The organism is Paracoccus binzhouensis (genome assembly GCF_016446475.1).
GTDB classification, from domain to species: domain Bacteria; phylum Pseudomonadota; class Alphaproteobacteria; order Rhodobacterales; family Rhodobacteraceae; genus Paracoccus; species Paracoccus binzhouensis.
The window spans coordinates 1-7,953 of sequence record NZ_JAEHFP010000159.1 but is presented as its reverse complement, the minus strand read 5'-3'; the positions used below and the strand labels follow the sequence as shown (position 1 = coordinate 7,953).

Genomic DNA, 7,953 nt, shown 5'->3' with positions numbered 1-7,953 from the left:
CGGACCCCACCTCGGTTGCGCGCCCAGCAGAGGAGGCGCGGTTTCTGCCCGTAGAGATCGTCGCGGAGACCAGGTCTACTCCGGCGGCACCTGCCGCCGAGAACCACATCGAGATCGAGCTGGCGGGCGGTCACCGGATGCGGATCAGCGGCAGCTATGATCCTGAGGCGCTGGCGCGGCTGATCCGGGGACTTTCGGCGTGATCCCGGTTCCGGCCAACACGCGGGTCTGGCTGGCTGCCGGGGTCACCGACATGCGCAAGGGCTTTGCTTCCTTGGCGGCGCAGGCCGAGGCGGTGCTGAAGCAGGATCCTTTCGGCGGGCATCTCTTCGTCTTCCGCGGCCGTCGCGGTGATCTGGTGAAGGTCATCTGGTGGGATGGCCAGGGGTGTTGATTTCCGTCGAGACGTGACCCGGTATCCGGCAAAATTTTCATTGAGAATTGACCCATGTGACCCTTCTCCCAACGCAGCAAGCGACGGGGGACCGAGGAGTGATCCACATGGGACTTTTGAATGTCATCCGGCGGATGGCCCTGCGACAGAAACTGCCGATCCGTGAGATCGCACGTCGCACAGGTTTGTCGCGCAACACCATCAAGAAGTATCTGAACTCTGGCACGGTCGAGCCGAAGTTCGCGGTTCCGGAGCGTCCGAGCAAGCTTGATCCTTTTGCGGACAAGCTTGCGGGATGGCTGAAGACCGAGGCGTCCAAATCACGTAAGCAGCGCCGTCCACTGACACGGCTTCACGCTGATCTCGTGGCTCTTGGCTTCACCGGTTCTTATGGCAGAGTTGCGGCCTTCGCCCGGGCGTGGCGAGCAGACCGCCAGCGTGAACAACAAACGACGGGGCGCGGCAGTTTCGTGCCACTGACCTTCCGAGCGGGTGAAGCCTTCCAGTTCGACTGGAGCGAAGATTACGCGGTTCTTGGCGGTGAGCGCACAAAGTTGCAGGTTGCGCATATCAAGCTGTCTCACAGCCGGGCGTTCCTCGTGCGGGCATATCTGCTTCAGACCCACGAGATGCTGTTCGATGCCCACTGGCACGGCTTCCGCGTTCTGGGCGGTGTGCCGGAACGTGGCATCTACGATAACATGAAGACAGCGGTGGATCGGATCGGGCGCGGCAAGGAGCGACAGGTCAACATGCGTTTCCTCGCCATGGCCAACCATTATGTCTTCGAGCCGGAATTCTGCAATCCGGCCGCAGGTTGGGAGAAGGGTCAGGTCGAGAAGAACGTCCAGGATGCACGACCGCGGCTTTGGCAGCCGATACCGGACTTTCCCGATCTCGCGGCGCTGAATGATTGGCTGGAACAGCGCTGCAAGGAGCTCTGGCAGGAGATCCCGCATGGCCGTCTGACTGGGACTGTGGCCGATGCTTGGGCTGAGGAACAGGCCGCGCTGATGCCTGTGCCGCCGGCCTTTGATGGCTTCATCGAATTGAGCAAGCGCGTCTCTCCCACCTGTCTGATCAGCTTCGAGCGGACCCGCTACAGCGTGCCGGCGTCGTTCGCGAACCGCCCTGTCAGCCTCCGCGTCTATCCTGACCGGCTCGTCATCGCCGCAGAAGGCCAGATCCTATGCGAGCATGCACGGCGTATTGACCGCTCCCACCAACTACCGCCGCGAACGGTCTACGACTGGCGGCATTATCTGGCGGTCATCCAGCGCAAACCTGGCGCGCTCAGGAATGGCGCTCCGTTTGCCGAACTGCCGTCAGGATTCAAGCAGCTGCAGGAACAGATGCTGCGACGTCCTGGTGGAGACCGTGAGATGGTCGATATCCTTGCATTGGTCCTGCACCATGACGAACAAGCTGTTCTGACCGCTGTGGAACTGGCTTTGGCCGAAGGGGTCGCGACCAAGACCCACGTGCTGAATATCCTACATCGCCTGATTGATGGCAAAACCAACGATGGGCCGCTGTCGCGTAGCCCTTAATTGTGAGATGAGAGATTCAACGAAATCAACGGCTGTCCTTTGCCCTTAAATATGAGATTTTGCCTTTAATTCCGATATTTTTGCCCTTAAACTTGAGACAGGGTTCACAGACATGTGCAGCAAATATCGATGGATGATTATGGCGAAGACTCCGTTGCAGTTGGCGCTGAAGAGGCGCGCAGGGCCGCGGTGCTGCGCCCGCTTGTTCAAGCATTTCTGAAAGGGACTGGCAGTCTGGAAAGTGGCATCAATGACGCCGTTTGGGAGCTTGGTGTCAGCAGGGCGACGGTCTGGCGTTGGATAAAGCGGCTGGTCGAAGAAGGTGGACGCACCAGCGCGCTGGCTCCGCGGAAACGGGGCCGCCCGACCGGTACGACCTTGATATCCAGCAGGGTCGAAGCGGTGATCGAAGAGCATCTTCGCCGATGTTTCTTGCGCCGGGAACGTCCGAGCCTCTCGCGCGTCGTGACAGAAATCCGCAGCGCGTGCTGGCAGCAGGGCTTGCAACCGCCGACGCGTCGGACGGTTCAGCGTCGTCTGGATGCGATGGATGCCCGCGAAGTTGCGAAGGCACGAGAGGGCGCAAAGGCGGCCCGCCAGAAATTTGCGCCGGTCACAGGTGAGAACAAGGCCAGTATGCCACTGGAGATCGTCCAAATTGATCATACACCGGCGGACATCATTCTTGTCGACGGCTTTGAACGCAAACCAATTGGGCGGCCTTGGGTCACGCTGGCGATCGACGTCGCAACGCGGATGGTGACCGGATATTACACCTCTCTCGAGGCACCTTCGCGTCTGTCAGTGGCGCTTTGCCTGACACAGGCGGTGGCCCTCAAGGAGGAACTTCTTGCGGAATTGGCGTGCGATGTTCCTTGGCCGGCACAGGGCAAACCGCACAGCATCCACGTCGATAACGGTCGCGATTTCCGGTCGCGCGCCTTTCGGTCGGCCTGTGCGGATTGGGGGATCGATCTGGTCTATCGACCGCCAGCAAGTCCTCACTTCGGTGGTCACATCGAACGGTTGATCGGCACCATGATGGGGGCCGTTCACCTGTTGCCGGGAACAACGCAATCCTCGATCGCGGCAAAGGGCGACTATGACGCCGAAAGCAAGGCCACGATGACGTTGAGCGAATTCGATCGCTGGTTTGCTCTGGAAATCTGCCGTTACAACAACAGCATTCATTCAAGTCTTGGCTGCACGCCCGTTGCCAAATGGGAGGCGCTCTCAGAGCAAATGACAGGCGACATCCCCTTCGAGATGGAAGCCTTTCAGGTGAGCTTCCTGCCGAGTGAACTGCGCAAGATCAGGCGTGACGGCATCCATCTGTTCCAGATAAGGTACTGGTCCGATGCCCTTGCAGGCCACATTGGGCGCGGGGATGGAAAGGTGGTCGTTCGCTACGATCCTCGCGATATCTCAATGATCTGGGTCGAACTGGACGATGGCCGGTATGTTGAGGCGCGGTACAGAAACCTGGAAATTCCGCCCGTCTCGCTCTGGGAATATCGCGAAGCGATGAGGAAGGCCCGTGCCCTTGGCAAGTCCGGGTCTAATGAGCTGGTGCTGGCTGAGCTGATCCGACAGCAACGCCAGATCGAAGCTGAAAGCCGGGGCCTGACGAAGGCCGAACGCAGAACCCGTGAAAGAAAAGGGACATTGAAGGGCACGAACTCGGCCGTCTCGACAACCGAAGGGCTGCGCCCGATCGATACGGGTGATACATCGCGCCCATTGTTCAAGGTGGAGAGATGGTGAATTGAGGGCAGGGACAACTGAAGAAGACGGCCGGATCGCCCTCATTCAATCGGATATCTGGATCGGCTTTCCTCGGGCGGAACAGGTGTTGGACCGCTTGCAGGGCATGATCGAAGCGCCACGACAAACCCGTATGCCTGGGCTTCTTGTGCATGGCGCCTCCGGGATCGGAAAGACGATGATTGCCCGAAACCTGTCGCGCAAGTACGCACCAGAATACGATCCGGCGTCGGGCATCACCCGCACACCGCTTCTGCTGTTGCAAGCGCCGCCCGCACCTGATGAACGGCGGTTTTACCTGCACATCCTGGCCGCCGTCGGCGCCCCGGCGACGGCTCTTAGCGCCCGCGCTCAAAATGTGGCTTCCCTCGAAGTCCGTGTCATCGCGCTCTTGCGCGACCTTGGCCTGCGGATGATCATGATCGACGAGGTCCACAATCTCTTGGCCGGGACCCACCGCGAACAGCGCCGATTTCTCAATGTCCTGCGGTATCTCAGCAATGAACTCGAGGTGTCACTGGTCTGCCTTGGGGTCAGCGAGGCCGTCGATGCTATTCGCGGTGATATCCAGCTTGCCCGACGGCTGGACGAACATCATCTGCCAAACTGGCGCGACGATGCCGAGTTCTCGGACATGATCCAGACCCTTATTGCTGCCATGCCACTGGAAAAGAAGTCCAACCTGAAGGTCAAATCTCTCAAGCAGGTCTTGGCACTGACCGGTGGGGTGACCTCGCGCATCTTCGCTCTGGTCAAGGATCTTTCCATCGACGCCATTATCACAGGCGAGGAATGCATCACCGATGACGCAATCGCAAAATGGACGCCGGTTTGGTCGCGCCATGCGAACCCCCATCGGCGGCTCCAGAAGTCCCGGGTGTGAAGCCGCACCCGCTGCCCAAGACTGTCGCGCCGCTGCCAGACGAGTTGTTGTCAGGTTGGTTGTCTCGGCTGGCGGCGGCCAACTACTGTGATGATGCGGAACTACTGGCTCATCTCAGAATCGATACCGCGCATGGCACCGCCTTGGACTTCAACGTCGACGCGGCTGCGGCGGCGAAGATTGCCAACGCCGCACGGGTTAACCCAGATGTTGTTCGATCTTTGACCTTTCCGGCAATGACGCCACGAGAAGCCTCGCTGACGGCTCAGATGCCATTCCAGCATTGCATGCAATGCGCCAGAGAGGGTCTTTCGCTCAGGCATTGGAGGCGGGCCTGGGCATTTGACTGCCAAGTTTGCGGGACGAGACTTGTGCAGACCCTTGGCAAACTCCGTGAGGAACAAATATCTGGAAAACTGATATACCGAGCGCGCCGCGGGGCAGGGATGCTTGCCTGCGCCGCGCGCTCGCGCGGCCCCAAGCAACTTCGGCGCGCAATGCGCGCGGTCACCTTTGCCATGTCACTCAAAACCTTCCGCGGGGATCCGTCGTTCGCTGTCCAGAACCCCAGATCGGAAGTTAGGCTGTTCTGCCTCGCCGCAATCGCCGCCGCTCGATCTCATCCCTTGGCTAAGGCAGCCATCGTCAGCAAAAGCATCGACGACTATGCAAGGGTTGCTCTCTTGCGCGCCTTCGAGAAGGAGCCTCGATTGCTTGCCGCGGTTGATCACATCGCGCAAAGGTGCGCGAGAAACAGGGGCCCCATGACAGCCGTATCTCACAATTAAGGGCAAAAATTGTCGCCAAACGCGTCGCGTCTCAGATTAAAGGGCAACGCGACAATTACGCTTTGCATAGGATAACTATACGGCAATGCCGCCTAGTGGTCAACAAAAATATACGGCAATGCCGTATAATGATTGAAGCCCCCGCGTGAGGCAGGGGCTTGGTTGGTCAGTATTCGGACGGTAGCATCATGGTCAGGACGCGGCGCGTGACCGTTAGGTCCAAGGGGTTGCTGGTCCCAAACTCAAGTTTCTCGTCGTAAAGGTCGATCTTCCAGAAAACGCGGGTGCCGCAGACTTCGACCGCACCAAAGGAATGATCGCCCCATGGGTCATTGTTCTCATTGAAGTCGGTGAAACCGGCGACGGTGAGGCACAAAAGCGTCAGGAACTCCGGCCCCTTCTCGGTCACGCCCGGGGTGAAAAACACCTGACCGGGAATGTCGCAAGGGCACCCCAAGGCCGCCACAGCCCGGAACCTGTCATTGTCTTGGGCGATGCGGGCGGTGGTGCAGGCCGGGCAATATCCCGGTGTGGCTTGCCTCGTTTCGTAATGGTCAAGGCAGGAACCGCATTGGAGGATGGTGGTAGTGTTCATATTGAACGTTCCTATCTCTAGCGACGATGGGCGGGTTGATCCCGCTCCGCCTATGGGCTGCGCCTCGGCCAGTCTGATCTGCCCGGAAACGCATGTTTCCGGCGGAACAGAGTGGGTGAGGGCGAAGCCCGACCCACGGGCCTGCACGGGACTGTCATGGGGGCGGTAGGCCGGGGTGGTGCGGGCAGGCGGGCGTCAGCCCGACAACACGGCCCGGCTGGACGCCGACGCGCGGCACGCGCGGCGCTTGCCCCTTGACCGGCCAGGGCAGGTCTGTTGGGCGGACAAGGCGAATGGAAAAGGCGTCGGGACGGGGGTGAGCCGGGCAAGGCCCGGTCGATCCCCCGCAACGGCCACTGGATCAACCGGGCACGCGCCATGCGCGGGCCGCCACTGGATCCTGCTTCACCTTTTCCAGCCGCAAGGCCGCGACTTCGGGAGCGGGCGCTGTCGGCCGTCAGCAGTCTGCGAACGGAACGCGCCATCATAGAGCGAAGGGACGTGAGCAGATTGTGGGAAAGGTGAAGCCCCGCGTCATGCGGGCGTTACCCGTAAGGGCCGAGACGGGCAGGGCAGGGCGACCAGGACCGGCGGGGGCATGGCTGGCTCGGGACGAGACGGACAGGCACCTGCCGCAGCCGGGAGCATCGCCCTGTCTGGCTCGGGCGAAGGCTGGCATCGCCGGCCGAAGCTAGAACGCGGTGCCCGCTTGCGGGCAGACGCCTTGCATTCTCCATTCGGTTCAATAAAGTATCCAAATGGGTCAAATCAAAACCATTTGGAAAAAATCGAGTTTCTTATTTCACCGAGGGTGTATCGAAAATGGCTAATCCGTACCATAAGACTATTGGGCATCGCATGGAGCAAGCCTTTGATGCCGCCAAGCTATCTACAGATGACGCGGCAGCGATTTGCGGTGTCAGTCGTGCGACGATTTATCGTTACTTCAACCTGACACGAGAGCCGAAGGCCGAGCACGTCGCGGCAACGATTGAAGCGACGGGTTGTGATGCAAAGTGGCTGCTGACGGGCATACGAACTGCCGAACCTGAGCCGCCCCGCACGGATTATTATATTGATCTGTTTACTGCATTTTTGGCCGCTCGCACGGCGTATGAGGCATATGAACGGGCGTATCAGGACCCGTCAACGCGGCATTCGATTCCGGCGGAAATCACGAGACGTGTTTATGAGGCTGGCAAGCGGCTGGACAAGGTTGGTGGTTACGAGGCGATGACAGGTGCGGTTTATGCGTTTTATCCGAATGACGATGACCGCCGCGTTGCGGCTGGCACGCACCTGAATGGATTGTGGTCGGGGATCGGGGCATGGCGCGCCTAGCCGGCGTGCCGCTGGTTGGCGCGTAGCGCCTGCCAGCGTCCGGCATTGCGCGCGGCTGCGAGGGACAAAACAGGGCGAGATATGAAAGTGGCCCCCGAAGGGGCCACTTAGCCGTTCAACCCGGCAGGACTTTTATAAGCGTGACAGTCAGGCCAACGATGCCAGCGGCCATGATCCAGAGATGGCGAAACAGTTCGGCCTTGAACTCGGCCAGGTCCTGTTTGGTGGCGAGGGTCGAGGTATCCGCCTCGGCCAGCCCCTCGGCAATGGCTTCAGCCGCTTTCTGATCCATGCCCGCATCTGTGAGTTTGCGGGCGAATTTCAGGGTGTCGATGTGCAGTGCGTTTGCCATGAATGATCTCCTTTCAGGAATGTAAGCGTTCTGACCGGGAAATGCGAGGCTTTAGCCGCCCCGCACGGTCGCCGGCATCGGACACGCCGAGTCAGGGACGGCCCGGCACGGGCCGCTTGCAAGGGCGCGCTTGCGCGCCCGCCGTCCTTGACCGGTGTGGTAGAATGACAAGATCCGTGTGGTGGTGGATAGGTCCGGCGGCATTGTCAGGTTGTTTTCACTGACTGGCCAGAAACTTCGCTGATTGTCTCATGCGGCAAGTTGGGCGGTCATTTCAGCCCACAGG

At 60.1% G+C, this 7,953-nt stretch carries 6 protein-coding genes and 3 pseudogenes; 7 read left to right on the top strand and 2 right to left on the bottom strand.

The window, feature by feature from the left end; genetic code table 11:
* The 6 genes and pseudogenes from I9P22_RS22245 to I9P22_RS22220 all read left to right on the top strand — a co-directional run.
* Positions 1 to 203, top strand: a pseudogene (locus tag I9P22_RS22245) (IS66-like element accessory protein TnpA); the annotation flags it as partial.
* Positions 200 to 388 (top strand): annotated as a pseudogene (gene tnpB / locus I9P22_RS22240) (IS66 family insertion sequence element accessory protein TnpB); the annotation flags it as partial. The pseudogenes I9P22_RS22245 and tnpB, both read left to right, overlap by 4 nt.
* Before the next feature lie 113 nt (positions 389 to 501).
* Positions 502 to 1,911, top strand: a pseudogene (gene istA / locus I9P22_RS22235) (IS21 family transposase); the annotation flags it as partial.
* Between the two features lie 162 nt (positions 1,912 to 2,073).
* Positions 2,074 to 3,708, top strand: a complete 1,635-nt coding sequence (locus I9P22_RS22230; protein ID WP_199262217.1) for a Mu transposase C-terminal domain-containing protein — start codon at positions 2,074 to 2,076, stop codon at positions 3,706 to 3,708.
* Between the two features lies 1 nt (position 3,709).
* A complete protein-coding gene (locus tag I9P22_RS22225; protein ID WP_038147410.1) occupies positions 3,710 to 4,591 on the top strand; it encodes a TniB family NTP-binding protein in 882 nt (293 codons plus the stop codon).
* On the top strand, positions 4,588 to 5,379 hold the full coding sequence (locus I9P22_RS22220; protein WP_199262216.1) for a TniQ family protein: 792 nt from the start codon (positions 4,588 to 4,590) through the stop codon (positions 5,377 to 5,379). The genes I9P22_RS22225 and I9P22_RS22220 overlap by 4 nt, the downstream gene beginning before the upstream one ends.
* A 166-nt stretch (positions 5,380 to 5,545) precedes the next feature.
* Here the strand turns inward: I9P22_RS22220 and I9P22_RS22215 are convergent, their stop codons facing one another.
* The gene (locus I9P22_RS22215; RefSeq protein ID WP_199262215.1) at positions 5,546 to 5,974 is read right to left on the bottom strand and encodes a DUF3768 domain-containing protein; all 429 of its coding nucleotides are present in this window, start codon (positions 5,972 to 5,974) and stop codon (positions 5,546 to 5,548) included.
* Positions 5,975 to 6,796: 822 nt separating this feature from the next.
* Between I9P22_RS22215 and I9P22_RS22210 the strand changes: the two genes are divergently transcribed.
* On the top strand, positions 6,797 to 7,315 hold the full coding sequence (locus I9P22_RS22210; RefSeq protein ID WP_199262213.1) for a helix-turn-helix domain-containing protein: 519 nt from the start codon (positions 6,797 to 6,799) through the stop codon (positions 7,313 to 7,315).
* Positions 7,316 to 7,430: 115 nt separating this feature from the next.
* On the opposite strand, the gene I9P22_RS22205 is transcribed toward I9P22_RS22210, so the two are convergent.
* Positions 7,431 to 7,667, bottom strand: coding sequence for a hypothetical protein (locus I9P22_RS22205; RefSeq protein ID WP_010400470.1), 237 nt, complete (start codon positions 7,665 to 7,667; stop codon positions 7,431 to 7,433).
* Between the last annotated feature and the right edge of the window lie 286 nt (positions 7,668 to 7,953).

What these genes read in the sequence shown, in the direction of transcription:
- I9P22_RS22230 (WP_199262217.1), top strand. Translation starts at nt 2,074, where the DNA reads ATGGATGATTATGGCGAAGACTCCGTTGCAGTTGGCGCTGAAGAGGCG.
- I9P22_RS22215 (WP_199262215.1), bottom strand. Translation starts at nt 5,974, where the DNA reads ATGAACACTACCACCATCCTCCAATGCGGTTCCTGCCTTGACCATTAC.
- I9P22_RS22210 (WP_199262213.1), top strand. Translation starts at nt 6,797, where the DNA reads ATGGCTAATCCGTACCATAAGACTATTGGGCATCGCATGGAGCAAGCC.
- I9P22_RS22205 (WP_010400470.1), bottom strand. Translation starts at nt 7,667, where the DNA reads ATGGCAAACGCACTGCACATCGACACCCTGAAATTCGCCCGCAAACTC.